At 67.1% G+C, this 24,696-nt stretch carries 20 protein-coding genes; 8 read left to right on the top strand and 12 right to left on the bottom strand.

Annotated features, from left to right (window positions below):
* Positions 1-27: 27 nt before the first annotated feature.
* Both ARTSIC4J27_RS14285 and rsmI read right to left on the bottom strand, forming a co-directional pair.
* On the bottom strand, positions 28-1,527 hold the full coding sequence (locus ARTSIC4J27_RS14285) for an NAD-dependent succinate-semialdehyde dehydrogenase (protein WP_050055854.1): 1,500 nt from the start codon (positions 1,525-1,527) through the stop codon (positions 28-30).
* 186 nt (positions 1,528-1,713) lie between these two features.
* Positions 1,714-2,652, bottom strand: a complete 939-nt coding sequence (rsmI, locus tag ARTSIC4J27_RS14290; protein ID WP_083435469.1) for a 16S rRNA (cytidine(1402)-2'-O)-methyltransferase — start codon at positions 2,650-2,652, stop codon at positions 1,714-1,716.
* A 45-nt stretch (positions 2,653-2,697) separates the two neighbouring features.
* On the opposite strand from rsmI, the gene ARTSIC4J27_RS14295 reads away from it, so the two are divergent.
* Complete coding sequence (locus tag ARTSIC4J27_RS14295) at positions 2,698-4,425, top strand: dolichyl-phosphate-mannose--protein mannosyltransferase (RefSeq protein WP_050055856.1); 1,728 nt, start codon at positions 2,698-2,700, stop codon at positions 4,423-4,425.
* A gap of 67 nt (positions 4,426-4,492) precedes the next feature.
* Positions 4,493-6,322 carry an AMP-dependent synthetase/ligase gene (locus ARTSIC4J27_RS14300; RefSeq protein ID WP_050055857.1) on the top strand — a complete coding sequence of 610 codons (1,830 nt, stop codon included), beginning with the start codon at positions 4,493-4,495 and terminating at the stop codon, positions 6,320-6,322.
* Here ARTSIC4J27_RS14300 and ARTSIC4J27_RS14305 read toward each other — a convergent pair.
* Together ARTSIC4J27_RS14305 and ARTSIC4J27_RS14310 are read right to left on the bottom strand one after the other, a co-directional pair.
* Entirely contained in the window at positions 6,313-7,503 is a 1,191-nt protein-coding gene (locus ARTSIC4J27_RS14305; protein ID WP_050055963.1) for a TIGR01906 family membrane protein, read from the bottom strand. The genes ARTSIC4J27_RS14300 and ARTSIC4J27_RS14305 overlap by 10 nt on opposite strands.
* Before the next feature lie 138 nt (positions 7,504-7,641).
* Positions 7,642-8,634 carry a stage II sporulation protein M gene (locus ARTSIC4J27_RS14310; RefSeq protein ID WP_200900835.1) on the bottom strand — a complete coding sequence of 331 codons (993 nt, stop codon included), beginning with the start codon at positions 8,632-8,634 and terminating at the stop codon, positions 7,642-7,644.
* 67 nt (positions 8,635-8,701) lie between these two features.
* Between ARTSIC4J27_RS14310 and ARTSIC4J27_RS14315 the strand changes: the two genes are divergently transcribed.
* A complete protein-coding gene (locus ARTSIC4J27_RS14315; protein WP_050055859.1) occupies positions 8,702-9,502 on the top strand; it encodes an RDD family protein in 801 nt (266 codons plus the stop codon).
* A gap of 18 nt (positions 9,503-9,520) precedes the next feature.
* Here the strand turns inward: ARTSIC4J27_RS14315 and ARTSIC4J27_RS14320 are convergent, their stop codons facing one another.
* From ARTSIC4J27_RS14320 to ARTSIC4J27_RS14335, 4 genes are all read right to left on the bottom strand, one after another.
* Positions 9,521-10,759 carry a L,D-transpeptidase gene (locus ARTSIC4J27_RS14320; RefSeq protein WP_050055860.1) on the bottom strand — a complete coding sequence of 413 codons (1,239 nt, stop codon included), beginning with the start codon at positions 10,757-10,759 and terminating at the stop codon, positions 9,521-9,523.
* Between the two features lie 63 nt (positions 10,760-10,822).
* Entirely contained in the window at positions 10,823-12,301 is a 1,479-nt protein-coding gene (gene ahcY, locus ARTSIC4J27_RS14325) for an adenosylhomocysteinase (protein ID WP_050055861.1), read from the bottom strand.
* A gap of 105 nt (positions 12,302-12,406) precedes the next feature.
* The gene (locus tag ARTSIC4J27_RS14330) at positions 12,407-12,643 is read right to left on the bottom strand and encodes a Trm112 family protein (protein WP_050055862.1); all 237 of its coding nucleotides are present in this window, start codon (positions 12,641-12,643) and stop codon (positions 12,407-12,409) included.
* Between the two features lie 77 nt (positions 12,644-12,720).
* The gene (locus ARTSIC4J27_RS14335) at positions 12,721-13,110 is read right to left on the bottom strand and encodes a DUF3499 domain-containing protein (protein ID WP_200900836.1); all 390 of its coding nucleotides are present in this window, start codon (positions 13,108-13,110) and stop codon (positions 12,721-12,723) included.
* A gap of 119 nt (positions 13,111-13,229) precedes the next feature.
* Here ARTSIC4J27_RS14335 and ARTSIC4J27_RS14340 point away from each other — a divergent pair, with 119 nt between their 5' ends.
* Positions 13,230-13,742: a metallopeptidase family protein gene (locus ARTSIC4J27_RS14340; protein ID WP_050055863.1), complete on the top strand. Its 513-nt coding sequence runs from the start codon at positions 13,230-13,232 to the stop codon at positions 13,740-13,742.
* Between the two features lie 37 nt (positions 13,743-13,779).
* Here ARTSIC4J27_RS14340 and ARTSIC4J27_RS14345 read toward each other — a convergent pair whose 3' ends face one another.
* From ARTSIC4J27_RS14345 to ARTSIC4J27_RS22220, 3 genes are read right to left on the bottom strand one after another with little or no spacing between them, the layout of a single operon-like run.
* Positions 13,780-15,441: a DUF5719 family protein gene (locus ARTSIC4J27_RS14345; protein WP_050055864.1), complete on the bottom strand. Its 1,662-nt coding sequence runs from the start codon at positions 15,439-15,441 to the stop codon at positions 13,780-13,782.
* Complete coding sequence (locus ARTSIC4J27_RS14350; protein ID WP_050055865.1) at positions 15,434-18,766, bottom strand: glycosyltransferase family 2 protein; 3,333 nt, start codon at positions 18,764-18,766, stop codon at positions 15,434-15,436. Before ARTSIC4J27_RS14350 ends, ARTSIC4J27_RS14345 begins: the two co-directional genes overlap by 8 nt.
* Positions 18,767-18,795: 29 nt before the next feature.
* Complete coding sequence (locus ARTSIC4J27_RS22220) at positions 18,796-19,329, bottom strand: WhiB family transcriptional regulator (RefSeq protein ID WP_083435470.1); 534 nt, start codon at positions 19,327-19,329, stop codon at positions 18,796-18,798.
* A 391-nt stretch (positions 19,330-19,720) separates the two neighbouring features.
* Between ARTSIC4J27_RS22220 and ARTSIC4J27_RS14360 the strand changes: the two genes are divergently transcribed.
* Positions 19,721-20,419, top strand: coding sequence for a TIGR03089 family protein (locus tag ARTSIC4J27_RS14360; RefSeq protein WP_050055866.1), 699 nt, complete (start codon positions 19,721-19,723; stop codon positions 20,417-20,419).
* A gap of 58 nt (positions 20,420-20,477) precedes the next feature.
* On the opposite strand, the gene ARTSIC4J27_RS14365 is transcribed toward ARTSIC4J27_RS14360, so the two are convergent.
* The gene (locus ARTSIC4J27_RS14365) at positions 20,478-21,047 is read right to left on the bottom strand and encodes a GtrA family protein (protein WP_235436683.1); all 570 of its coding nucleotides are present in this window, start codon (positions 21,045-21,047) and stop codon (positions 20,478-20,480) included.
* A 174-nt stretch (positions 21,048-21,221) separates the two neighbouring features.
* On the opposite strand from ARTSIC4J27_RS14365, the gene ARTSIC4J27_RS14370 reads away from it, so the two are divergent.
* Genes ARTSIC4J27_RS14370 through ARTSIC4J27_RS14380 form a run of 3 tightly spaced genes read left to right on the top strand, consistent with a single transcriptional unit; the run spans position 21,222 to position 24,659 of the window.
* Positions 21,222-22,418 carry a 5-(carboxyamino)imidazole ribonucleotide synthase gene (locus ARTSIC4J27_RS14370; RefSeq protein WP_083435471.1) on the top strand — a complete coding sequence of 399 codons (1,197 nt, stop codon included), beginning with the start codon at positions 21,222-21,224 and terminating at the stop codon, positions 22,416-22,418.
* Positions 22,415-22,999, top strand: a complete 585-nt coding sequence (gene purE / locus ARTSIC4J27_RS14375) for a 5-(carboxyamino)imidazole ribonucleotide mutase (protein ID WP_050055868.1) — start codon at positions 22,415-22,417, stop codon at positions 22,997-22,999. The genes ARTSIC4J27_RS14370 and purE overlap by 4 nt, the downstream gene beginning before the upstream one ends.
* A gap of 10 nt (positions 23,000-23,009) precedes the next feature.
* Complete coding sequence (locus ARTSIC4J27_RS14380) at positions 23,010-24,659, top strand: LCP family protein (RefSeq protein WP_050055869.1); 1,650 nt, start codon at positions 23,010-23,012, stop codon at positions 24,657-24,659.
* Positions 24,660-24,696: the final 37 nt, after the last annotated feature.

Consider the following 24,696-nt stretch of genomic DNA (forward strand, 5'->3'; position numbering starts at 1 on the left):
GCGGCGGCTTTCACCGGCGGGCGAAGGCTATCCGGCGTAGGGGTCGGCGATGCCGATGTACTGGGTGTAGAGGTATTCCTCGATGCCTTCGAGGCCTCCCTCGCGGCCCAGGCCGGACTGCTTGACGCCGCCGAAGGGGGCTGCGGCGTTGGAGATGACGCCGGCGTTCAGGCCCAGCATGCCGGTTTCGAGTTTTTCGCCCATCCGGATGCCGCGGTTCAGGTCCTTGGTGAAGACGTAGGCCACGAGCCCGTATTCGGTGTTGTTGGCCAGGCGCACGGCGTCGTCTTCGCTGCTGAACGTGGTGATCGGGGCAACGGGGCCGAAGATTTCCTCGGACAGGATCCGGGTGCCCTCGGTGACGCCGGAGAGGATGGTGGGCTGGTAGAAGTAGCCCGGGCCCTCCACGGGTCCGCCGCCCACAACGGCCGTGGCGCCGGAGGCGACGGCGTCAGAGACGAGTTCGTGGACTTTGTCCCGGCTCTTGGCATCGATCAGCGGGCCCACCTTGGACTCCGGCTCGGTGCCCCGGGCGGTGGTCATTTCGCGCATCTTGGCGGCGAACTTCTGCGCGAACTCTGCAGCGACCGATTCGTGGACGATGAACCGGTTGGCCGCGGTGCAGGCCTCGCCCATGTTCCGCAGCTTGGCGAGCATGGCGCCGGCGACGGCGGCGTCCAGGTCAGCGTCTTCAAAGACGACGAACGGGGCGTTCCCGCCAAGTTCCATGGAGGTCCGCAGTACGGTCTCGGAGGCGTCGGAGAGCAGGCGGCGGCCCACCTCGGTGGAGCCGGTGAAGGAGAGCTTGCGGAGCCGGGAATCCTTGATCAGAGGCCCGGTGGTGGCGCCGGCCGTGGAGGTGGGGATGACGTTCAGGACGCCGGCGGGCAGGCCGGCTTCCATCATCACGGCGGCGAACAGCTGGGAGGTAAGCGGAGTGAGGTTCGCGGACTTCAGCACCATGGTGCAGCCGGCGGCCACGGCCGGGGCGATCTTGCGGGTGGCCATGGCCAGCGGGAAGTTCCACGGGGTGATCAGCAGGCAGGGACCCACCGGCTTCTTGGTGACCAGCAGCCGGGACTTGCCGTCCGGTGAGACGGAGTAGCGGCCGAAGGCACGGACAGCCTCTTCGGAGAACCAGCGCAGGAACTCGGCGCCATAGGTCACTTCACCGCGGGCCTCGGCCAGGGGCTTGCCCATTTCCAAGGTCATCAGCAGCGCGAAGTCCTCGGCGCGTTCAGTGACCAGGTCAAAAGCGCGGCGCAGGATCTCGCCGCGTTCCCGCGGCGGGACCTTCGCCCACGACTCCTGCGCGGCAGCAGCGGCATCCAAGGCCGCGGCACCATCCTCAGCGCCGGCGTCGGCAATGCTCAACAGCACCTTGCCCGTAGCCGGATCCTCGACGTCGAAGGTCTTGCCGGAAGCGGCAGCCCGCCACTCACCATTGATAAGCAGGCCGGTGGGAACAGAGGCCAAAAGGGCGCTTTCGCGTTCTGCGGAAACGGCCGGCTGTGCAGTGACAGTCACGATGACTCCCTCGTCAGTAGGGTTATTGCAGCCCGCGGGCAAGCGGCCCGCATGGGCCGCGGTGATACGGGCTGATTAGTTGCCAGACTACTGCCGGGCCCCCGCCCGGTCTACGCCTTTACGCACTACTCAAAGACGAAAGGGCTGTGCACCTGCACAGCCCTTTCGTGGAGCGAGCAGGCGTGCTTAGCGGGCAGCCAAAACCGCTGAATAGAGCTCCCGTTTGCTTACCCGGACATCCTCGGCGACGGCGGCCACGGCCTCCTTCAGCCGGATCCCCTGCGCCACCAGCTCATTGACCGCGGCCACATGGTCCTCCGGTGTTCCGGCGGCCTGCTCGGGTGCGCCCGCCAGGACCACGGCAATCTCGCCCCTGACCTCGGTGCTTTCGGCCCACTGCAGGAGTTCGCCCAGGGAACCGCGGATCACTTCCTCATAGGTTTTGGTCAGTTCGCGGCAGACGGCGACGCGCCGCTCAGGTCCGAAACGTTCCCGCAGGGCGCGCAGCATCGCTTCGAGCCGGTGCGGCGCCTCGAAGAACACCATGGTGCGCCGCTCCTGGACAAGGTCGGCCAGGCGCGAGGCCCTTTCGCCGGTCTTTCGCGGCAGGAACCCTTCAAAGCAGAAGCGGTCGGTGGGCAGACCGGACAACGCCAGCGCCGTCAGTACTGCCGAGGGTCCCGGAACGGCAGTAACGGTGAGGCCGGCCGACACGGCACCTTCGACCAGCCGGAAGCCGGGGTCGGAGACGGACGGCATTCCCGCATCGGTGACCATCACCAGGGTCTTGCCTGCCCTGACCTGTTCGAGGAGCTCAGCAGTCTTGGTGGCCTCGTTGTGTTCGTGGTAGCTGATGACGCGGCCGGCCACGGTAACCCCCAGGCTCTGCACCAGGCGGTGCAGCCGGCGCGTATCCTCAGCGGCAACAATGTCCGCCGTGCCCAGCAGTTCCACCAGCCGGGCGGAGGCATCACCGGTGTTGCCGATGGGCGTGGCGGCGAGCACGATCCGCCCGGCCGCCTGCCCTGGCGCCGCAACCGCTCCCCCGTCCTCGACGGGCTCTCCACCAGCTTCGCTGGAGGTTGCAGTGCCGGAATCAGGGAAGGGGCTGGGGTTAGGGTCCACGCCACCAGCCTACTGCTGCGGGCACTGCCAGCCGCAAAAGGTAGCATGGGGCTCGTGACGCAGACCTCGACGCGGCCAGCCGGGGCCGGACACGCCACACCTGCGGCGTCCAGCACAAGCACTCCAGCAACCGGAGGGCGGCCCGGAGACGTCCCGGCCCGGCCCTGGATCACCCGGCCGGCCGAGGCATTTACTGTTGAGTCCCTCCGTGCCCGGCTGTTGGGCAGCCGTCAGCAATGGCGGGACTACCCGCCGTCGTTGAGGCTGTGGTTCCTGCTGGTTCCGGTCCTGACGGCCGTCGCGGGCGGTGTGCTGCGGTTCATCCGGCTGGAGACCCCGCACAAACTGGTCTTCGATGAGACCTACTACGTCAAGGATGCCTACTCATACCTGGTCAGCGGCTACGAACGGGCGTGGCCGGACAAGGCCAACGATTCCTTCAATGCCGGCAACCCCGGCGTGCTCCTGGGTTCTCCCGAATATGTGGTCCATCCCCCCGTGGGAAAGTGGATGATCGCGGCCGGGATGTGGATCTTCGGCCCGGACAGTTCCTTCGGCTGGCGCTTCTCCGCCGCCCTGACAGGCACCCTGTCCATCCTGCTTCTGTCACTCATCGCACTGAAGCTCTTCGGATCCCTTCCGTTGGCGGGGGCCGCCGGGCTCCTGCTGGCCGTGGACGGCCACCATCTGGTGATGTCGCGGACGTCGCTGCTGGACATCTTCCTGATGTTTTGGGTCCTCGCCGCCTTCGGCGCCCTGCTGCTGGACCGGGATGACGGCCGACGGCGGCTGGCCACCAGGCTTGCCCGGGCGGCGGAGGCGGGCGGGGGACGTCCCACTCCGGCGCAGCTGCTGTCCGGACCCTGGCTGGGAATCCGCTGGTGGCGGATTGCCGCAGGGCTCTGCCTTGGGCTCGCCGTGGGCACCAAGTGGTCCGGCCTGTTCTTCCTGGCCGGCTTCGGCATCCTGACCGTGCTGTGGGACCTCAGCGCCCGCCGGGTAGCGGGGATCCGCGGCTGGATCAGCGGCGGCATCATCAAGGACGGAATTCCGGCGTTCCTGAGCATGGTTCCGGTTGCCGCCGTGACCTACGCGGTGAGCTGGGCGGGCTGGTTCCGGTCTGATGACGCCTACTTCCGCCGTTGGGCGCAATCCAACCCTTCCGCAGAATGGGGCTGGCTGCCGGATTCCGTCCGCTCCCTCGCGCACTACCACCTGGAGGCCTACAAGTTCCACCAGGGCCTGGGCTCGGAACATCCCTACGAGGCAAGCGCCTGGAGCTGGCTGGTGATGGGCCGGCCGACGTCGTTCTTTTATGAGTCCCCGGAGCGCGGTACGCCTGGCTGTGACTTTGACCGGTGCACGTCCGCCATCCTGTCCGTAGGCAACCCGTTGATCTGGTGGGCGGCCGCCATCTCGCTGGTGGTGCTCCTGTTCTGGTGGGCGGGCCGTCGGGACTGGCGGGCCGGTGCCGTCCTGGCCGGCATGACCGCCGGATACCTGCCCTGGTTCATGTACCCCGAACGGACCATGTTCTACTTCTACGCGGTGTCCTTCGAGCCGTTCCTGGTGCTGGCGCTGGTCTACTGTCTGGGGCTGGTCCTGGGGAAATCGGCGGACCCGCCGTGGCGCCGCCGGTCCGGCCTGTACCTGGTGGTCCTGTTTGTGGCGGCCGCCATGCTGTTGTCCGCCTTCTTCTATCCGGTCTGGGCTGCCGAGATTATCCCCTACCAGGAGTGGAGGCTTCGGATGTGGATGCCGTCCTGGATCTAGGGCAGGATGTCAGAAGACCCCCGAAGGAGCCGCTGCCCGCGGCATGGCAGCGGAACGGAGACCTGCTGTGAGAGAAGCGAGCACAGAGCTGCTGGTTGAGGTTGACGCTGCCAGCAACGTCACGGACCTGTTGCTGGAGCAGGAGTCAGCCAATCCGGCCCTTGCCCTGTACCGGCGCAAGGGGCCCAACGGGTGGGTGGACGTGCCCGCACGGAAGTTCCTCCAGGATGTCAGCGCCCTCGCCAAGGGCCTCATCGCGGGCGGGCTCGAGCCAGGTGACACCGTGGCCGTTATGTCGGCCACCTCCTACGAGTGGACGCTGGTTGACTTCGCCATCTGGTTCGCCGGCGGCGTGACCGTTCCCATCTATGAAACGTCCTCCGCCAGCCAGGTGGAGTGGATCCTCCACGACGCCGGCGTCCGGCGCGTGTTCGTGGAGGACCGGAGCAAGTCGCAGCTGGTGACTGCAGTCCTGGCCAACTCTCCCCTGCTCCGGGACCGGCTGGTCAACGTGGTCCGGATGGATTCGGACGGCGAAGCCCCCAATCTCGCGAGCCTTGCCGCAGCGGGGATGGGCGTCACCGACGCCGAGCTGGAGCGGCACCGCAGCAAAGCGGTGCTGGAGGACGTCGCCTCGCTGGTCTACACCTCCGGCACCACGGGAAAGCCCAAGGGTTGCGAGATCACGCACGGAAACTTCGCCCTGGTAGCCAAGAACATTGTTGCCTTCCTGCCCGGGCTTTTGCTCCAGGAGCAGGCCCGGACCCTGATGTTCCTGCCGCTTGCCCATGTGCTGGCCCGCGCAGTCCAGGTGGTTTGCCTCGCTGCCGGTGCAACCCTGGGACACTCGCCCGGTGCGGTGCGGCTCCTGGAAGACCTGGGCTCATTCCGGCCTACCTTCCTGCTGGTGGTTCCACGGATTTTTGAGAAAGTCCGTGCCACCGCGGCGCACAAGGCGGCAGTGGGGGGCAAAGCCCGGCTGTTCAGTGCGGCGGCTGCCACTGCCATTGAGTACTCCCGTGCCGAGGATTTGAAGAGCCGGGGCGAGGGAGCTGGGCCGGGCCTGCTGTGCCGGATCCGTCACGGTATCTTCGACCGGCTGCTCTACCCCCGGCTCCGCCAGGCCATGGGCGGCCAGGTGGGCTATACCGTTTCCGGCGCAAGCCCGCTTCGCCTGGAGGACGCCCATTTCTTCCGCGGCGCCGGGATCCCGGTCCTGGAGGGGTATGGCCTGACAGAGACCACCGCCCCGTGCACGGCTAATACTCCAACCCGCACCAAGGTGGGATCGGTGGGCATCCCCATTCCGGGCACCACCATCCGGGTGGCCGACGACGGGGAGATCCTGGTGAAGGGGATCGGCGTCTTCCGGGGGTACCACGCCAACCAGGCCGCAAACGCCGAGGCTTTTGTGGACGGTTTTTTCCGTACAGGTGATCTCGGGGAACTGGACCCGCAGGGCTTCCTCACCATCACCGGGCGGAAGAAGGACCTGCTGGTCACAGCCGGCGGCAAAAACGTGGCACCCGGACCCCTCGAGGAGAAAATCCGGGCACACCAGCTGGTGGGCCATGCCGTGGTGGTGGGTGACGGCAAGCCTTTTATCTCAGCCCTGGTGACCCTCGATCCGGAGGGCCTGGAGAACTGGCACTCCGAGCGCGGCCTGCCTTCCCGGACCATCCGCGAGGCAGCCGCCGATCCGGAGGTGGCCGCAGCGGTCCAGGAAGCAGTGGACCAGGCGAACCTGCTGGTCTCCAAGGCGGAGTCCATCCGCAAGTTCACCCTGCTGGACGCCGAATTCACAGTTGAATCCGGTCACCTGACGCCGTCACTGAAGGTGAAGCGCAACGCCGTCGTACGCGATTTCGAAGCGGAGATCGGGAAGCTTTACACCTGATCGTCGGGCTTCTCCCCTGCCGTTCCGGCATCCTTCTTCGCCAGGCCCCGGCGCCGGCGCGTCGGCCAGGTAAGGACCAGAGTGACGAGCGATGTCACCAGCACCAGGCCCGCAATGACCATTCCGGCGTCAATCCAGAACTGGCCGGGGAACAGCCTGATCAGGGTGTCGTCCATGCTGAAAGTCCAGGAGCCCTCGGCGAAGAAGATCCGGTGGAACTCCGTGAAGAACTGCTGCCAGCCCAGCACCGCCAGCGAGCCCAGGCCCAGGATGAGCACCAGGGTGATGATGGAGCCGGCGAACAGGCCCCTCCGGACGCCCCCGGAACTGCGCCTGCGCAGGTACAGGATGGCGATGATGCCCACCAGGGCCAGCAGTACACCGGCACCGAAGGTGGACAGGATCACCAGCTTGACGTCCGCCATGTGGCTGACTTCGCCGTCCTTGAACAGCTTGTCGCCGCTGCGGTGCACCAGGTCCCCCAGGTAGCGCGGGGCAGCCCAGTTGTTGAGGTAATCCACCGCGTACGACCCGTAGGTCATCCTGTCATCCGTGCTGAACCCGTAGCCGTCGCCGGGAAACCCGGGGCGATTGTATTCCACCCACAGGAACAGCGGACTGGTGACCGCCCGGACGGCGAGGATAAGCAATACCAGCGGGAAGAAGATGGCGAGCAGGACCTGCATCACGCGGGGGGCCACCGGCTTCGCGTTTGCTGCGCTCTCCCGCTGGGCGTTGCGCCGCTCCACCTCCTCCTGCGGCGGACGGACCTGCAGGGCCGAGGTGGGCAACTGCTCACGGAAAACCGGTGAGCTTCCCTGGCTGGATGCGGGCACGGGCTCTTCAGCGGCGGCCTCGGCGGCTTTGCGGTCCGCCCTGCTTTCCGGCTGCGGCTCTACTGGACTTTGGGGCACTGCCGCGCCTTTGGGCACGGCCGCGCCTTTGGACTCAACCGGGCCTCTGGGCACGGCCGGGCCGTCAGGTTCTGCAAGACCAGCAGGGTCACCGGCGCGGCGCGGTCCGGTCCCGTCGGATGCACTGCTATCCGCGGCAGAACTTCCGGCGCCTGTGCCGCCGCTCAGCCAGGAGAACGCCGGCTCGTCAGAGTCTCCCGACGTGTCCAAAATCGGGTCCGGCTGCGGCTCGGCGCGCCGGGCGCGGGCAGGAGTTTCGTCTTTCACAGCAGCGTCCACTTCCGTTGGGTCTTCGCGCCAGGTTCCGGGTCCCACCGGGTTCCACCGGCGCGCTTTCTCTGTTGACGAGCCTACCGTCCGGAATTCCGGCTGGGCGAGGAACCACCCCGGATGGATTACAACGATTCAGGCAGCGATTTCGGAATACCCTGCATCCTCGCGGCGCAGGTCACCGCGCTCCCCGGCCAGGTGGGCGCGCCGGCCGAAGGCCAGGACGTAGAGCCAGTACGCGGCCAGTACGGAGGCTCCAATCCCGATCTTGGCCCATACCGGCAGCACACTGGGGGTCACGAAGCCTTCCACCAGTCCGGACACAAACAGCACCAGGACCAGCCCCAGGGCAACGGTGACCAGCGACCTTCCTTCCTCGGCCACGGCCCTGCCCCGGGTGCGCGGGCCCGGTGAAACCATGGCCCAGAAGATCCGGAGGCCGGCGGCGCAGGCGATGAACACTGCCGTCAGCTCCATCAGGCCGTGGGGCAGGATGTAGCTGAAGAAAACATCCGACTTGCCGGCCGCGGCGAAGATACCGGCGGCAATCCCCACCCCCTGGGCGTTGGCGAACAGGATCATGGGCACCCACACGCCGGTGATTCCCAAAACCACAGCCTGTGCGCTGATCCAGGCATTGTTGGTCCAGACGGCGCCGGCAAAGGACGCAGCGGGGTTTTCTGAGTAGTAGTCGATGAAGTCCTCTTCAACGTACTGGCGGGCCGCGGCTTCCGATGCCACTGCCCGCAATGCCTCCGGGCTCCCGCCGATCCAGAGTGCATAGGCGGTGCCGATAAGGACAAACGCGGCACCGCACGCGAGAGTGAGCCAGGTGAGCCGGTACAACGCCGCCGGAAGGGCCACCACAAAGAACCGCGCAAGGTCTGCCATCACGTTGGAGCGCGCCCCGGTGAAACGGGTCCGGGCCTGGGCCAGGGTGGCTGACAGGGATGCAGAGAGGCCGCTTTCCGGCGCCAGGGAACGGATGAGGGACAAGTGTGCGGACGTGGACTGGTACAACGCCAGCAGTTCGTCTGCTTCGGTCCCGGTGAGCCTGCCCTTGTGGGCCAGATGGTGCAGCCGGGACCACCTGTCCGCATTGACGGCGGAGAACGCATCCATATCCACGGCATCAGCCTAGCGCCCGGCACTAGACTTGCGTCTGCATCAACAGCTGCGAGGAACAGGAACCAGTGTGAGTTCGATCGTCACCGGCGAAGCGGTTGTCCTTGAATTGCGCCCGGCGTCCTTCGCGGCCCGCGCCCTGGGCCTGCTCCTGGACATGGCGTTGAGCATCGTCCTGCTGGTGGTGGTCCTGACCGGGATCTCGGCCGCCGGTGAGGACCTGGACGAGGCCGCCCAGCGGGCACTGGTCCTTGCCGGCGTGGTCTTTTGCCTGGTGATTGTCCCGGTGGCCATCGAGACGTTGAGCCGCGGGCTCTCGCTGGGGAAACTCGCCGCCGGCCTGCGGGTGGTCCGGGAGGACGGCGGGGCCATCCGCTTCCGCCACGCCCTCATCCGCGGCCTGGCTGGATTCCTCGAGATCTACCTGACTTTTGGCGGCCTTGCCATTGCGGTGGCCCTCTTTAATGAGAGGTCGCGCCGGCTGGGCGACCTGATGGCCGGGACGTACGCCATCCGGAGCCGGGTGCCGGTGGAGCAGTCCGCGCCGGTGTTCGTTCCGCCCCGGCTGCAGGCCTGGGCGGCCGCGGCGGACATTGGAAGGATCCCGGATGCCACTGCGCGGCGGGCCTCCCAGTTCATCCGGCAGGCCGGGCGGATGGCGCCCCTGTCCAGGGCTGGAATGGCCGAGTCGATAGCTACCGAACTCGCAGCCCACGTGGCCCCTCCCCCGCCTCCCGGAACCAGCCCTGATGACTACCTCGCCGCCGTCGTTGCTGAACGGCGGAGCAGGGAGCTGGCCAGGCTGGGCAAGGCCCGACGGCGGAGCGCTGAGACCGGTGAGCGGCTGCACCGGCTGCCTTTCAGCAGTTAGCCGCCGTTAGTCGCGCGGCTAGTTGTCGTATTCGCCCCAGGGGATGTTCCAGTCGCCGAAGCCGTCCGTGTGGGCCGCGTAGTCACCCTCGGTGTTGACGATCTGGACCACGTCGCCGGTGCCCATGTTGTCGAAGACCCAGGCGGCGCCGTCGGGAGCGAACCCGATGCAGCCATGCGAGACGTTCGCGTTGCCGATGAAGGGGAACGCGGACGGCAGGGCCTGGTGGATGTAGGCCCCGCTGAGCGTCAGCCGGATGGTGTACTCGACGTCCACGTCACCGTAATAGGCGGGGTCGTCCGGCTTCAGTCCAATGCTCGAGGCCCTGAAGTGGTCGTAGCGTTTCTTCTCCATCAGCACGCCGTAGCCCCGGGCAGACGGGAAGCGCTGGTCTCCCATGCTTACGGGCAGCGTCTTGACCACCTGGTCGTTGACGCTCAGCGTGAAGGTGTGGGCCGCAGCGTCGGCGACTGCCACCTTCTTGTCACCAATGGAGACGTTGACTTTTTTGTTGAAGTTGGCGATCTGGCCGTTCCCCAGGTCCACGCCGAACAGCTTCATGTCCATGGTGATGGTGGAATTGGCTGCCCAGAAGTTCTCGGCCCGGTACCGCACCATGGTGTCGCTGTGCCAGTGGAAGGCGCCCACCTGGCCGGCGCTGCTGGAGATGCTGATGGCCTTTTCCACGGCGTCGCGGTTGATGACAGGTTCACTGAAGATGATCTGCAGCGGCTGTCCCACCCCCACCTTCATGCCGTCCAGCGGGTAGATGGCGGCATCCGCTTCATGGGTGCTGGAGACCGTGCTGAACGTTTGCGTGGTGCTTGTCTCGCGCCCGGCGCTGTCCTTGACCACGTAGGTGTAGCTGTAGTCCGTGTTGAACTTCAACGCCCCGGCCGCGGTCCAGCCCGTGCCTCCAGCGTCGATGCTGCCTTCGACCGTCTCGCCCGAGGTGCTGGTGAGGGTGACCCGCTCGATGGTGCCGTTGGCCACCTTCAGTGACACCGGGGCGGCGGGGTTCACCTGCTTGGCACCGTTGGCCGGCGCGGCATCCAGTTTCACTGGGGCGATCACCGGCAAAGCGACGCCAGGGGATGACCTGACGGCGGAACCTGCCTCGGATTCGATGGCACCGCGGGCGATACCTGGGGCCACCGCGGCGAACACGCCGCCGACGGCAGCCAGCAGGCACACGGCCACCACCAAAAGAATCTTCTTGGTTGCGCCCGTCCGGCGGGGCTTGAATTCAGGCTCCATGTTTTGATCCTAGGTTCAAAAAGTAACAGCCCGGGTGCGGTGGGCACCCGGGCACTTTACTTCTTAGTAACGATAGTGTTCGGGCTTGTAGGGGCCGGCGACGTCGAGGTCCAGGTACTCCGCCTGGTCCTTTGTCAGCTCGGTGAGCTCCACGCCCAGGGCGTCCAGGTGCAGGCGTGCCACCTTTTCATCCAGGACCTTGGGCAGGACGTAGACCTGGTTTTCGTACTCGCGCTGGCCTTCCGGCTGGTCCTTCTTGGTCCACAGCTCAATCTGGGCGATGGTCTGGTTCGCGAACGAGTTGCTCATTACGAACGAAGGGTGGCCCGTGGCATTGCCCAGGTTCAGCAGCCGGCCTTCGGAGAGGACGATGATGGAACGCTCGGCGGCGGTGCCGGCGTCGAAAACCCACTCGTGGACCTGCGGCTTGATCTCCACTTTACTGATACCCGGGAGCTTGGCGAGCCCGGCCATGTCGATCTCGTTGTCGAAGTGGCCGATATTACCCACGATCGCCTTGTTCTTCATGCCCGCCATGTGCTCGGCCATGATGACGTCCTTGTTGCCCGTGGTGGTGATGAAGATGTCACCCTGGGCCAGGACGGACTCCAGCTTGGCAACCTGGTAGCCGTCCATGGCGGCCTGCAGCGCGCAGATGGGGTCGATTTCGGTGACGATGACCCGGGAGCCCTGGCCGCGGAGTGCCTCGGCGGCACCCTTGCCGACGTCGCCGTAACCGCAGACGACGGCGACCTTGCCGCCCATAAGCACGTCGGTGGCGCGGTTGATGCCGTCCGGGAGGGAGTGCCGGATGCCGTACTTGTTGTCGAACTTGCTCTTGGTGACGGAGTCGTTGACGTTGATCGCCGGGAACAGCAGCTTGCCCTGCTCGGCGAGCTGGTAGAGCCGGTGCACACCGGTGGTGGTTTCTTCGCTGACGCCCTTGATGGTGGCGGCGGTGCGGGTCCACTTCTTCGGGTCTGCCGCCATGGAGCGGCGGAGGACCTCCAGGAAGATTCCGTATTCTTCGGAATCGGTGGGATCGGCGGAGGGAACGTTGCCCACTGCCTCGAATTCAACGCCCTTGTGCACCAGCATGGTGGCGTCGCCGCCGTCATCCAGGATCATGTTGGGGCCAAGCTCCGGATCGGACTCGGCGCCGGGCCAGGTGAGGATCTGCTCGGCGGTCCACCAGTATTCCTCGAGGGTTTCGCCCTTCCAGGCGAACACGGGCACGCCCTGCGGGTCCTCCACGGTGCCCTTGCCCACCACAACGGCGGCAGCAGCTTCATCCTGGGTGGAGAAGATGTTGCAGGAAGCCCAGCGGACCTCTGCGCCGAGGGCCGTCAGCGTCTCGATCAGCACGGCTGTCTGCACGGTCATGTGCAGGGATCCGGCGATCCTGGCACCCTTGAGCGGCTGGCTGGGGCCAAACTCCTCGCGCAGGGACATCAGGCCCGGCATTTCGTGCTCGGCAAGGCGGATCTGGTGCCGGCCGGCTTCCGCCAGCGAGATGTCGGCAACCTTGTAATCAAAAGCCATGGGGTAAATCCTTCAGTTAGTCCGGCGGTGGCCGGTGCCATGTGCGGGAACCGCGGCACCGGGCCGCGCGGCCGGGTTGGCCTATGGTTCGAAAGGGATATCGGGCTACTCTGCCGGCGGCGCAGCGGAGGAGGAATCGTGCTGGTCTGAACCGGCGGAGGCGGCGGCCGCCAGCAGTTCAGGCGGAAGCAGGAGCGGAATCCCGTCTTCGATGGCGTACCGGGGCTTCACGCCGGACTCGTCCGCTGCCGTGGCAACAAGTTCCCCGCCCTCCTGCACCAACCGCGAACCTGTCACGGGGCAACGCAGGACGGACAGCAGTTCAGGACTGATCTTTGGCATTGGTACATGCTCCCTGGCGGGCGCGCTGGCGCCGGTAGCGGACGGAATTGCAGCTTCCAGCCTACCGCCAGATGCGTTCAGGACGGTTCCCGCAGGACGCGCAGGTGGCCCCGCCGGGTACCTTCCGCGCCAGCCGGTGCCTCCAGGGCGGAATGCGGCCCGCGCTTGGCTGCCGGCGGCTGGGGCTGGGCTGGCAGGGCCGCGGCATCGCGCACGGCATTGGCCAAGGCCAGCAGGTCGTCGGGGCCCGGCTGCTGCGGGGTGGTAGGCATGGCGAGGCGCAGGACTTCCCAGCCGCGGGGAACGGTGAGGGAATCGGCGTGCTGCTCGCACAGGTCGTAACAATGGGGCTCGGCGTAGGTGGCCAGCGGACCGAGGACTGCGGTGGAGTCGGCATAGACGTACGTCAGGGTAGCCACCGCTGACTGGCGGCAGGCAGATCTTGAACACTGACGGATAGCTCCCACGACATCCCAGACTACTCGCAGTCCACCGCAAAACTGCGCATTGCCGCTGCGGGTCGACGCGGCTGTGAAGCTGGGGACAATGTATCGCGTAATTGTTCGCCCGGGTTTACAGTCGATGTATGCAGTCATCGAACCATGAATCAGGTTTTACGGTCCGGTTGGCTGACCCGGATGCCCGCAAGGACCAAGGCACCGCGGTGCCCGGCAAAAGCTTTATGGCCCGCCGCCGGAACCGGCACGGACGCGGCCTCCGCGGCGAAGTGATGCTCCCCACCCATCCCGGGTACCGTACGCGCTCGGACCGGTTCGATGACATGGTGCTGGACTCCGCCCAGCGGCTTCACGACATCTGGGGCAAGACGCTGGATGGCGTGCGGTTCGGCGTGGATGAAATTCCGCCGGACCTCGAGCAGCTTGCAGCGAATTCGGCCCCGGCGCCCATGGGAGCCTACATCCCGGCAACCGACGGGGACGGCCCCATGATCACCGTCTACCGGCGCGTGGTGGAGCAAACCTGCGGCGGTGCCGACGACCTCCAGGACCTGGTCCACGACGTGGTGGTGGAACATACCGCCGAAATGCTGGGTGTTGCCCCCGAGACCCTGGATCCCGTTTATCGGCGCAGGTACTGACCGCGGCGGTACCGACCGTCGGCGGCAGCGGGCGCGGTCAGTAACTGAGCGTCACGGGTACTGTTTCCTGGCCGGCGGCCGCCGGCAGGAAAGCCAGTGACGAGACGTCATCCCGGCCGTCCTGCTGCAGGAGCAGTGCACCATAGGCTGCGTCCCCGGAAGCCGAGACCACGTAGCCCACGACGTCGGAATCGTCGGCCTTGCCAGGAATGGTGATGGACGCTGTGGTTCCGCCCGCGATGTCCGCCGTGGCGGGCGCCCGGACCTTGCCGTCCACGGTGATGGCCGAATAGGTGATGGTGGCCCGGTTCTCCAGGGCACCAAAAACCAGTGTCCGCTGGCCGCCCGGCGGAACCGGGACCACATGCTGGCTGCCCAGGCGGACGCCGGATGCCGCCCACGCAACGTCCACCGCCTTGCCATCCTCGAGGCCGCGTGTGACCCGGGTGGAAGCCACGAACGTGACGTCGGATGATGCAGCCACGGTGTAGTGGCCGGCCGGCACCCCTGCGAGCGGGACCTCCGTAACCGCGCCAGCCTTCGCCGTGATCACGCCGCCGGAAGGCAGGGCCTTCTGGCCGTCCCGCCCGTACAGCTTGACCTCCACCACGGCGTCCGAGGGGCCGGGCACGGTGAGCTGAAGGGCGGGCCCGGCGTCTTCATATCCGGACTTTTCCGTGAGCGAGGCGACCTGGCCCGCGTCCTGGATGTCGACGCCGGTCATTACCTGCCGGACGGCAGGCGCCGCACCGGGGGCGATGAAGTCCACGCCTCCCGGGGTGAGTCCCCGGAGGACGCTCTGCTGGATCAGGGCTGTTACCGGTCCGCCCGCGCTGCGGACGTGCACGCTCAGATGCGCTTCATCTGGAGCGAGGCCTGCGAGTACCACGGGGCGCGAAGTACCGGGCGCCACCAGCAGCCCGCGGCTTCCGGGCGCCTGGATCTGCCCGTTCGAGCCGAACAGCTCCAGGCTGACGGTGGCCGGTGTGGTGGAAGCGTTGGTGAGCATCAGCACGGACGTCCGGCCCACAGTGGTGCTGGCGCCGGCGAGCCATTGGTCGTTGGAGGGCTGCTGGCAGTTGGCGGCCGCAGTCCCCTGCAGGTCGCCGTCGGTTGCGGTGAACTTCATGGCAGCCCCGGCCGACGCCCTCTGGTTGGCGGTGGCATCGGCACTGAGCACACTCACCTGGTCCACCGGCCTGCCGGCCACTACTCCTGCCAACAGCTCCTGCGGAGCACTGGCGGCAGCGGGCTGGCCAGGGTCTTTGGCAATGTCGACGCCGGTCCTGCCGTTGAGGTCCGCGAGGCGGCTTGCCGGCAGGACGCCGCCGGCGCTGAGCACGGCACCGGTGACTGAACTGGCAGCGGTCTCCGACTCCGGGCTGAACTGCGGGTCCGTGCCCGCCTCCGTGCCTTCCAGCAGGCGGGCGGGTCCGGGACAGACCCCCAGGCTGGTCCCGGCCGGAACTGCAGAAACCCCCGCAGCTATGCTGCGGCTGGACCCCGACTGCGGGAGAAGGGATCCGGCCGCAACTACGGCCCCGGCGCCGGCGATAATCACCGCGGCGGAGAGCAGCCCTGCCACGAGCGTTTTGCGGCCGGTCCCGGGGCGCTTCTCCATGACTGAGCTCCCCTGCGGTTCTTCCCCGCTGGCAGGCACGGCGGGAGGTGCTGCCGGGGCAACGGAGTTGTTATGCATTCTGGTGTTCCTTACGCAGGGAGCCTTCATCCCGGGAAAGGCCGGCGCGTTGGCGCCGGGCCGGCATGGGGATGGCCAGCATCACTGTGAGCCCGATGACCGCGGCCTGGCCAATTCCAGCCCACACGGCGCCCGGGTTCTCGTAGCGCACCGTCAGGTGGCCTGCCGTGGGCGGAAGGGTGAAGGCCTGGGACCACCCGGAGGTGGTGGCTGTCAGTTTCCGCCCATCCAGCCACGCCGTCCAGCCCGGATCTGCCCGTTCGGCGAGAACAACCAGGCGGCCTTCAGGCCCCTCGGGAATTGCAGCGTCGACGTCGTCGTAGCCCGAAGGTACCAGGCCAATCGCGGCGCCGCTGCCATCAACGATCCGCACCCGGTGCGTGACGTCTGCCGGCTGCAGGGCCGGCTGGTTCAGCGGAGTGATGCGCCAGAGCCAGCCGACATCGGTCTGCCCCACGGCAATCAGGCCCGGCACGGCGTCCATCCTGCTGGCGGTCAACTGGGCGGCGGTGTCAGCCGCCCGGAGTACCACAAAGCCGGCGCCCAACTGCTCAAGGTCTGTCCTGGGGTCCACACCCTGGCCCGCCACCAGCGTGGCCACCACCCGGCGGACCGCGGCCGTGACCGCGTCGTCGTCGCGGACCGTCTCGGACCCCGGGGCGCCCAGGATGTTCCGCGCGGAGGCAATGGCTGAGAGGCTGTCCAGTGTGGTGCCCGCACCACGCATCAGCGAGGCGTCATAGGTGCCGTCGTCGCGGGTGCTGATCAACAACGTGCGTGTCTGCTCCGGCCCGGTCCCCCGGTCGATCGCGGTTGCCGGCAGGATTCGCTGGTTGGCGGCTTCCACCAGGCGGGGTGTGCCCAGGGGTCCGTCCGGGCCGGCAGGCGCTTGCGCCGTCACCACAGATGTCCGAAGAAGGTTCTGCGCCGACCAGGCTGCCATGCCGGCCAGGGGTCCGACAACCAGGAGCACTGTGCCCAGTGCTGTGGCGGACCGCAGCGTCAGCCTGTGCTTGGTGCCGGCTGCTGCAGCCCTGTCCACACGGCCGAGGAGCTGCTCGGCCCCCAGCAGGCCGGCGCCAAGAAGGGAAAAGGCCGCGGCAGAAACCGCCGGGCCGGAGAAGGGCGTCACCATGGTGTTGGCATTAATGCCTGCGGCCACCTGCCCCGCGAGCCAGCCTCCGGCAAGGGCTATGGTGGCAACAACCCACAGCCACCGGGCAATGCCGGTCCGCTGGCCCGGCAGCAGGATTCCAGCTGCGGCCAGGAGCAGGACCGGGCCGGCTGCAAGGAAAGCCAGCAGCACTGCCCAGGGAATGGTGCCGTCGGCGAAATACGGAAGTCCGGAAAGGCCGGCTCCCTGCCCGAACTCAAGCGGCTGGCCGAGGAGCTGCTGCCACAAGGGAGCGGCGTCGAAGGCGAGCGGCAGGCCGGGGTCGGCGAGCAAGGCCCGGGGCCTGTCGAGGGTGGACAGCCCGAAGGGAATGAAGAGGGCAGCCGAGGGCAGCAGTGTCCACCAGACAGTACGCCCGCGGCGCCGCAGGAGAAGGCCGCAGAGTACTACCACCACGGTGGCCGGAACCAGCAGGGAAGGCGCGGAGGCGCTGATCACTGCCATGGCGAGGCCGGCTGCCGCAGCCGCGGTCCAGGACGGCATGCCGTTGATCCCGGGCTTCAGCGCCGGCCTGTCGGCCGAGGGGTGGTCGCCGGAAGCCGGCGACTCGAAACGGCCCTGGCCCACGGCTGAGCCGGTGGACCGCAGCAAGGCAAGAACCAGGAGGGGGATCATGATGTGGGCGATGAGGGCGCCGGCGCGTCCCTGGTTCAGGGACACCTGAAGGGCCGGGGCAGCAGCCCAGAAAAGTGCCGCCACCAGGCGCAGCCGGCGGCGGACCGTCAGCCCTCCGGCAGCAAACCAGGCGGTCAGGGCGGACAGCGGCGTGCCGAGCAGGAGCAGCCAGGTCATGGCGGCATTGGCGTCGCCGCCACCGAGTACTCCGAGAATCCACAGGACGTAGCCGAAGGGGTCGCCCCGGCCCGGGAGTCCGGCGCCCAGGGAGATCCACCAGCTGGAGGCGTGGTGCCAGATGTCGCCCAGCCCGGCCGCAACGGGAATCAGGGCACCTCCCGATACTGCCGGGGCACCGAAGATTCCGGTCAGGCCCAGCAACGACGCGACGGACCCGAGGATGACGGCGGCCAGCGCCCCGTTACCCACCCAGCCGCGTTTGCTGGTGGCCAGCGCCGCGAAGTCGTCCGAAGCGTCGCCGGTGGGCTGATGAGCCAGGGGGTCGTGCTCGAGGTCGTCCACCGCATTGGTGTCCGACCCCAGGGCTTCCATCAGCGAACGCCTGTGGCTCCAGACCTCCCGCCTGGGCGTCTGGAGCTTGCGGATGACGGAACGCCTGATCCGGCGCGTTTTCCGGGCTGCCTGCCTGGCCTTGAGGACGGCCCGGGGCCGGCCCAGCGCGGCGAAGGTGGCAAGCAGCTGCGTGATTCCGTACCCGGGATCCTTGACGGCAATGCTCAGCACAAATTTGAAGATGCTTCCCAGCAGGGCGGCCGCCGCGTGGACGGGCACCATCCACAGCGGTGCATGTTTCAGGCGCAGATGGACCTGGGCTTTTCGGGCTGCCGCCGCGTTCCCCAGCGCGTGGGGCCGGTGGGCAACGTGGAACATCCTGGCGGCGGGGACCACCACCACCCGGTGTCCGGCCAACCGGTTCCGCCAGCAGAAGTCGACGTCATCGCCGCTGCCCGGCAACGCGGGGTCGAAGCCGCCCAGCTGCTCCCAGATGTCGCGGCGGATCAGCATACCTGCTGAATTCACGGCGAACGTATCGGTGCGGCCGTCGTATTGCCCTTGGTCCAGTTCATCGGCGTCGATGAGGGTCAGCCGTTCGGCCCAGCGGCTCGTCGACAGGCCGACGTCGATCAGGTGGCGTTCGGCGTGCCAGTCCAGCTGTTTGCAGCCGGCAACAGTGACCGAGGGCGCGCGTTCAACAGCGGTGAGCAGTTCAGCCAGCGCTTCGGGAGCGGGAGCGGCGTCGTCATGGAGCAGCCAGATCCACTCCGGGCTGCCGCCCGCGCCTGGCTCACCACGCCAGGGGGCGAGCCGGGCGAGGCCAGCAGATACTGCGGCGCCCATACCGCTCTTCCCGCGGTGGCTGACAACGTGGGCCGAACCCAAGGCCTGCTGGAGGAGGACTTCGGAATCGTCGCGCGAACCGGCGTCAACCCCGATGACGTAGTCCGCCGGCCGGGTCTGGTCCGCCAGTGCTGCCAGGGTCCTGGGGAGATAGGCACTGCCGTTGTGGGCAACCACAACGGCAGTGACGTGAACATCCTGATGAATTAGATTGCTCGCTTCCTTAGCCGCCGGCGCTCACGCTCGGACAGGCCTCCCCAGATGCCGAACCGTTCGTCGTTCGCCAGCGCGTACTCAAGGCATTGCGACCGCACGTTGCAGGCGCCGCACACTTTTTTCGCGTCGCGGGTGGAACCGCCCTTTTCAGGGAAGAACGCCTCGGGATCCGTCTGGGCGCACAACGCGTCCGTCTGCCAGCCGAGCTCGCCCTCGTCATCAAAGTCCTGCTGGAAGGGCAGGCCGATCCATACCGGCTGCGACGTTCCGGCCGCCGCCAGTTCCATCGGCGGGTCCAGCTCGTCCTCGGGATCCTCGCCGCCATCCAGGAGCGCTTCATGTGCGGCCAGGAACGCCGTGGCCTGGTCCTGGAGGAAGTCCTTGTTGTTCCTGTTGTACCGTTCCGCCGCATCAGGATCGGCCGGGTCAACATACCAATCGCTCGGCACCCCCCGTGCCCGGTATTTCGCCGTTGCCTGACCGGCGACGACGGCATCTTCCTGGATACGCTCTGCTTGCCCCACGGCGACCCTCCTGATGTTGCAGCCACTGCCTGGATACGTGGACACTCGGTTGTGTGCCGGTATTTACGCAGTTGCCTTTAGTTATCTAATTACACGCGTGTAACTAGGGTGAGTCAAGCCGCTGCCCGGATAATAATCAGTAAATCCTGCGATGTTTTGCACGCCACGCCCGGATTTTTCGCCGGCTTCGGCACGGCACTGGTCCCGGTGGCGGGGAATGCGGACACGTGAACGCCAAAAAGCGTGTGCCTGCGGGGAAAATAGCCGGTCCGCGGGAAAATAGCAAGTACGCTTAGTACCAGGGGTGATAAACATCACATGCGCCGTGAGGCGGGGACCCGGTGCCGCGATGACGGGTGACCCGCGGTTCGGCGGATGGCAGGATTGAGCCATGACAACCCCCGCAATCGATCTGATGGCCAGTCTTCGTTCCGGCAACTCCACTGCACCGCGGCTCACCTGGTACGGCCCGGACGGGGAGCGGGTGGAATTGTCCGGAAGGGTATTGGACAACTGGGTGGCCAAGACCAGCAACCTCCTCCAGGACGAACTGGACGCCGGTCCCGGCATGCGGCTGGCGCTGGACCTTCCGGCGCACTGGAAGTCCGTGGTCTGGGCATTGGCTGCATGGCAGCTCGGTCTCGAGACTGTCCTCAGCGCGGACGAGGCCGACTTCCTGGCCACTGCTGCGCCGGAGGCAGTGAACGGAAAGTACGACGCCGTCGTGGCAGTTGCGCTGCCGGCCCTGGCCATGCGCTGGGACGGCGGGCTCCCGGCCGGCGTCCTCGATTACGCTGCCGAGGTGCGCTCCCACGGCGACGTTTTTATGCAGCATGCCGACCCCGATCCGTCAGCCTGCGCCATCGTCGCCTCAGACGGCCGCCGGCACCTCCACCAGGACCTTTTGGACGGCTTCGCAGTGCCCCACGAAGAGGGCGTCCGGCTGCACGTTGCGGGCGGCGGCGGGCTCGAAGCCGCACTGGCCAATGCGCTGGGCGCGTGGCGCGGCGGAGGGTCCGTGGTGCTCACGCACCCTGAGGTGACGGACACCGGGAAGCTGCTCGCCGCAGAACGTATCCACGGCAGCTGAACCCCTGGTCCCGGCGGCCTTTACTGCGGCCGCCGCCCGGTCCGGAGCGCGGCCGCCACTACTTTTGGGGTTGCGCTGTATCGCCGGCAAAGGGTTCGGGCTCCGCCACACCCCTGCCGGTACCGGAATCCTTGGCGTGGTGGAGCTCGATGAGCTCGTGGTCGTGCGAAAACTCGGGTTCCTGGTCCAGTTCCTGGTTGAACACGAGGAACCGGTAGGCGAAGAACCTGACCACCGTGGCTACCAGGATGCCGGCAACTCCCGCGAAGAACAGCAGGTTCTTGTCTGTGACGCCCAGCCCGTACTTGGCCAGGGCGGTGAAGCCCGTGGAGATGCCGATGCCGATGCCGTTAATGAGGACGAACATCAGGAACTCGCGCAGCACGTTGGCCTGCCGCCGGTGCCGGAAGGTCCAGAGGCGGTTGGCGATCCAGGAAAAGATGGTGGCCACCGAGGCGCCCACAAACCGCGCCTTGGCCTCACTGTCGGTCATGGGTCCATGCATGAGGTAATACGTGAGGCCGTTATCGATGACGAACGCCACACCGCCCACGGCACCAAATTTGGCCACCTCACGCCAGAAAAGCGAGGCGAGCCCCCGGATGCGATCTGCAAGTGCGCTAAACATGACCCTCCATGGCCGTTGAAACAATGGGCCACACGGCCAGAGGCCCATTTTAGCCCCCGGAGCTGTACGGCAGCCCCCTGACTTGCTTCAGCCGACAGCCCGCGCAGGGAAAAACTGAGCCGCCGCCGCGACCCGAAGGCGGGATACGGGGCGGTTTTCGGTAGGCTGGCCCATGTGACTTTTCCAGTAATAGGTGTGGTTGGCGGCGGCCAGCTTGCCCGAATGATGGCCCCGGCCGCAACAGCACTCGGCTTCGAACTCCGCGTCCTCGCCGAAAGTGACGACGTTTCCGCCGTCTCGGCAGTGCCCTCCTCGCCGGTGGGTGACTACAAGGACCTCGAGACCCTGCTGGAGTTCTCGAAGGGCCTGGACGTGATGACGTTCGACCACGAGCACGTCCCTCCCGCCCATCTCCGGGCCCTGCAGGAAGCGGGCGTCAACGTCCAGCCCGGCCCGGACGCCCTGGTCCATGCCCAGGACAAACTCGTGATGCGTGCGGCCATCGACCGCCTGGAGCTGCCGAACCCCGTGTGGGCTTCAGTGTCCGACGTCGCCGCGCTCGTTGCATTCGGTGAGGAAACAGGATGGCCCGTTGTCCTGAAGACGCCGCGCGGCGGCTACGACGGCAAGGGTGTGCGGATCATCTCCTCCCCGGCGGAGGCCGCTGAAACCGGCGACTGGTTTGAGGCCATGAGCCCGCTCCTCGCGGAAGCAAAAGTCGAATTCACCCGTGAACTGTCCGCGCTGGTTGCCCGGACCCCGGACGGCGAAGCCCGGGCGTGGCCTGTAGTCCACACCGTGCAGGTTGACGGCGTCTGCGACGAAGTTATCGCCCCCGCACTCGATATTCCGGTGGAAGTCGCCGCCGCGGCGGAGGACGCGGCCCTGCGGATCGCCAGCGAACTGGACGTGACCGGAGTCCTGGCCGTGGAACTCTTCGAGACGCCCGGGACAGGAGCCGGCTTCCTGGTCAACGAACTTGCGATGCGGCCGCACAACACCGGGCACTGGACGCAGGACGGCTCGGTGACGAGCCAGTTCGAGCAGCATCTCCGGGCAGTCCTCAACCTGCCGCTGGGCGCCACGGATGCCCTGGCCCCGGTTGTGGTGATGAAAAATTTCCTGGGCGGAGACAACCAGGACCTGTTTTCCGCCTACCCGCTGGCCCTTGCGAGCGAACCGGCGGCCAAGGTGCACTGCTACGGCAAGTCCGTGCGTCCGGGCCGCAAGATCGGCCATGTCAACCTCACAGGCACCTCCACGGCGGACGTTGACGACGTCCGGCGCCGGGCCGCAGTGGTGGCAGGCATCATCCGGGACGGGCGCGTGCCGGCAGAAGAACCCGCAGCAATTCTTGAGGAGAACGCATGAGCGCCGAAGCTACCCCGGCCCGCGGTTCCGCCGCCAGCCCCCTGGTGGGCCTGGTGATGGGTTCCGACTCCGACTGGCCCGTGATGGAAGCAGCAGCGGACGCCCTGGCTGAGTTCGGCATCCCGTTCGAGGCTGACGTTGTGTCCGCCCACCGCATGCCTACTGAGATGATCCGCTACGGCCAGACGGCGCACGAGCGCGGGCTGAGGGTCATCATCGCCGGTGCCGGCGGCGCCGCCCACCTGCCCGGGATGCTGGCCAGCGTCACGCCCCTTCCCGTGATCGGGGTGCCCGTCCCCCTGAAGACGCTGGACGGGATGGACTCGCTGCTCTCCATTGTGCAGATGCCCGCCGGCGTTCCTGTGGCCACGGTTTCCATTGCGGGAGCCCGCAATGCCGGGCTCCTTGCGGTACGCATGCTGGCTGCAGGTACTGATGAGCTTGCCGCCTCCCTGCGCGCCGACCTCATCGAGTTTGCCGCTGACCTCAATGCCGTGGCCACCCGCAAGGGAGCAAACCTCCGGCAAAAGGTGAGCGAGGTCTTCGCAGAAGGCAACGGGCCGCTCCGGGGCAGCCGTTAGGAAGGCGGCCATGTCCAGCAGCAAGATCCCGCAGTCGCCTTCGGACACTGCGCTGACTGACCCGGTCCGTTATCCGGTCAGTGCCTCCCCCCAGGTCCGGACCAAGCGCGGGTTTGTGCTTGTCCTGATGACCCTCCTGGTTCCCGGCAGCGCACAGCTCGTAGCCGGCGACCGGAGACTCGGCCGGGCCGCGCTGAGGGTAACGCTCGGCGTCTGGGCACTCCTGGTGCTGGCCGTGGTCCTGCTGCTGGTCAACCGGACCCTGCTCATCAACATCATCACCAACCCCTTCGCCTCGCTCGCCATCATCATCGTGATGGTGGCCCTGGCGGCCGGCTGGGCGGTCCTGTTCATCAACACCCTGCGGCTCATCCGCCCCGTGCTGCTGGCACCGCCGTCCCGGCCCGCCGTCGTTATTGCCCTGGTGCTGGCGATGGTCCTGGGCAGCGGCTCACTGGGCTACGCCGCGTACCTGCTCAACGTGGGACGCAATGCCATCGGCAGCATCTTCTCCGCCGGTCCCGCCATCGAACCGGTGGAGGGCCGTTACAACTTCCTGATGATGGGCGGAGACGCCGGCGACGACCGTACAGGCAGGCGCACGGACAGCCTCTCGGTCCTGAGCGTCGATGCCAAGACCGGCCAGACCGCCATCATCTCCGTTCCCCGGAACCTGCAGAACGCCCGGTTCAGCGAGGACTCCCCCATGCGGGCCCTCTACCCTGACGGCTACGACTGCGGCGACGAGTGCCTGATCAACGCCATCAACACCGAAGTGACCAATGAGCATGCCGACCTCTACCCCGGCGTTGCAGATCCCGGCGCCCAGGCCACGCTCGAGGCCGTCTCCGGAACCCTGGGCATCACGGTCCAGGCATACGTGCTGGTGGACATGGAAGGGTTCTCCAAACTGATCGATGCGATGGGCGGCATCAGGATCAAGGCCGGAGGCTGGGTGCCCATCAGCGGCGAGACGATTGATGAGGCCAACGGCATCCACGGCATGCCCTTGGGCTGGATCCCCGCGGGCGACCAGACACTGGACGGCTACCATGCCCTCTGGTACGGGCGGTCGCGTGAATTCGTGGACGACTACGCCCGCATCCAGCGCCAGCAGTGCGTACAGCAGGCCATGCTCAAGCAGCTGGACCCCGCCACGCTCCTGGCCAAGTTCGAGGACATCGCCAACGCCGGCACCAAGGTGGTGGACTCCAATATCTCCGCCTCCCAGCTGGGCAGCTTCGCGGACCTGGCCATCAAAGCCAAGGGCCAGGACGTCAAGCGGCTTACCATCGGCCCGCCGGACTTTGACGCGTCCTTCTCCACCGTTCCGGACTTCGACGAGATCCACAGCCGGGTCCGCCAGCTGCTGGCGTCGGCGTCGGAAGCCCAGTCCGCCGGATCCCCCGATGACGCGATGGTGGTCCCGGCCGCTGCCACCGGACACCTGCAGGCTGCACCGGCGCTCTCCCCCGCTCCGCTGCTGGCCGGCGGGACCCGGGCGCAGCAGTCTCCCCCGCCGTCGGACTTCACGCCGGTGACCACCACGCCGGACGGTGAGCCGATCACTGAAGCCATGCTCAACGAGCTCAAGCGCCAGGGCAACGAACAGGCCATCCGGGTCTTGGTGGCGACGAACGGCCAGTGCGCCCCCTTGTAGGCCCGCTTTCCCTCCAGACCTAGGAATGGACACCCAC

Source organism: Pseudarthrobacter siccitolerans, assembly GCF_001046895.1.
GTDB classification, from domain to species: domain Bacteria; phylum Actinomycetota; class Actinomycetes; order Actinomycetales; family Micrococcaceae; genus Arthrobacter; species Arthrobacter siccitolerans.

Bases quoted from the DNA above. Each gene is read 5' to 3' on its own strand.
- ahcY (WP_050055861.1), bottom strand. From the start codon at position 12,301: ATGGCTTTTGATTACAAGGTTGCCGACATCTCGCTGGCGGAAGCCGGC.
- purE (WP_050055868.1), top strand. From the start codon at position 22,415: ATGAGCGCCGAAGCTACCCCGGCCCGCGGTTCCGCCGCCAGCCCCCTG.
- ARTSIC4J27_RS14295 (WP_050055856.1), top strand. From the start codon at position 2,698: ATGGGGCTCGTGACGCAGACCTCGACGCGGCCAGCCGGGGCCGGACAC.
- ARTSIC4J27_RS14365 (WP_235436683.1), bottom strand. From the start codon at position 21,047: ATGTTTAGCGCACTTGCAGATCGCATCCGGGGGCTCGCCTCGCTTTTC.
- ARTSIC4J27_RS14340 (WP_050055863.1), top strand. From the start codon at position 13,230: ATGCAGTCATCGAACCATGAATCAGGTTTTACGGTCCGGTTGGCTGAC.
- ARTSIC4J27_RS14360 (WP_050055866.1), top strand. From the start codon at position 19,721: ATGACAACCCCCGCAATCGATCTGATGGCCAGTCTTCGTTCCGGCAAC.
- ARTSIC4J27_RS14320 (WP_050055860.1), bottom strand. From the start codon at position 10,759: ATGGAGCCTGAATTCAAGCCCCGCCGGACGGGCGCAACCAAGAAGATT.
- ARTSIC4J27_RS14345 (WP_050055864.1), bottom strand. From the start codon at position 15,441: ATGCATAACAACTCCGTTGCCCCGGCAGCACCTCCCGCCGTGCCTGCC.
- ARTSIC4J27_RS14380 (WP_050055869.1), top strand. From the start codon at position 23,010: ATGTCCAGCAGCAAGATCCCGCAGTCGCCTTCGGACACTGCGCTGACT.
- ARTSIC4J27_RS14330 (WP_050055862.1), bottom strand. From the start codon at position 12,643: ATGCCAAAGATCAGTCCTGAACTGCTGTCCGTCCTGCGTTGCCCCGTG.